Annotated in this window: 1 protein-coding gene; it reads left to right on the forward strand. The window is 68.5% G+C overall.

All coding sequences use genetic code 11. The features are described 5' to 3' along the window. Nucleotides 1–1,297: condensation domain-containing protein (locus ABD371_RS35675; protein WP_344486926.1), on the forward strand; the 1,297-nt coding region annotated here is incomplete at both ends.

Here is a 1,297-nt window from a genome sequence, read left to right on the forward strand (position 1 = left end):
AGGCCGCGCTCGAACCCGTACCGACCTCCTTCCGGCACTGGGCGCGTGAACTCGCCGAACAGGCCGGAAGCGAAGACCGGCTCACCGAAGTGGCCCAGTGGGTCGACTTCCTCCAGGGCCCGGACCCGCTCCTCACGACAGAGCCGGTCGACCTCGAACGCGACCTCCAGAAGACGATGCGTGAGACATCTGCGCACATTCCGATGGCGATCACGGCGGAGCTGCTCACTCGTGTTCCGACGGCGTTCCACGCGGGGATTGACGATGTGCTGCTGGCCGGGTTGACGGCGGCTGTCGCGGAGTGGCGGGACAGTCAGAGCATTGGTGCGGGCAGTGCGCTCCTGGTGGACCTCGAAGGCCACGGCCGGGTGCCGCTGAGCGACGCCGACGATCTGTCGCGGACGGTGGGCTGGTTCACGAGCAGCCATCCCGTACGGCTGGATGTCGGATCGGTGGATCTGTCGGAGGTGCGGGAAGGCGGTCCGGCGGCCGGGCGGGTGCTGAAGCGGGTCAAGGAGCAGGTGCGGGCGGTGCCCGGCGACGGCCTCGGCTACGGCGTACTGCGCTATCTCAACCCCGACGCGGCCCCTGAACTCGCCGCGCTGCCCTCGGCCCAGATCGGCTTCAACTACCTCGGACGGTTCTCCGTCTCCGCTCCCGCGACCCCCGCCAAGGGAGCCCCGGCCGGCTGGACCCCGCCCCGCGACGGTGTGCCCGGGGACGATGTCGGCGGAGAGTTCCCCGTACTCCACGCACTGGAGGTCATGGGCGCGGTCAGGGATCTCCCTGAAGGTCCTGAGTTGACGTTGACGTTGTTGTGGCCGGAGGCGTTGTTCGAGGAGTCTTCGGTTCGGGCGTTGGTGGACGGCTGGGCGGCGATGCTGGGTGGTCTGGTCACCGCGAGTGCGGAGGGTGGCGGTCACACTCCGTCGGACTTCCCCCTGGTGGCGCTGGATCAGGCGCGGATCGAGGGGCTGGAGGCGGAGGTTCCGGGGCTGGTTGACGTCCTGCCGGTGTCTCCGTTGCAGGAGGGTTTGCTGTTCCACGCGCTCTTTGATGAGCAGGGCACGGATGTGTATGTGGAGCAGTTGGATCTGGGGCTTGAGGGTCCGTTGGATCCGGTGGTGTTGCGGGCGTCGTGGCAGGCGTTGCTGGATCGGCATGCGAGTTTGCGGGCGGGTTTCCGGCAGTTGTCGGGGGTGGATCAGCCGGTGCAGGTGGTGGCCCGTGAGGTGGTTCTGCCGTGGCGTGAGGAGGACATCTCCGGTCTCGCGGTGGGTGAGCGGGAGGCGGAGGC

The organism is Streptomyces amakusaensis, from assembly GCF_039532665.1.
In the GTDB taxonomy this organism is placed as follows: domain Bacteria; phylum Actinomycetota; class Actinomycetes; order Streptomycetales; family Streptomycetaceae; genus Streptomyces; species Streptomyces amakusaensis.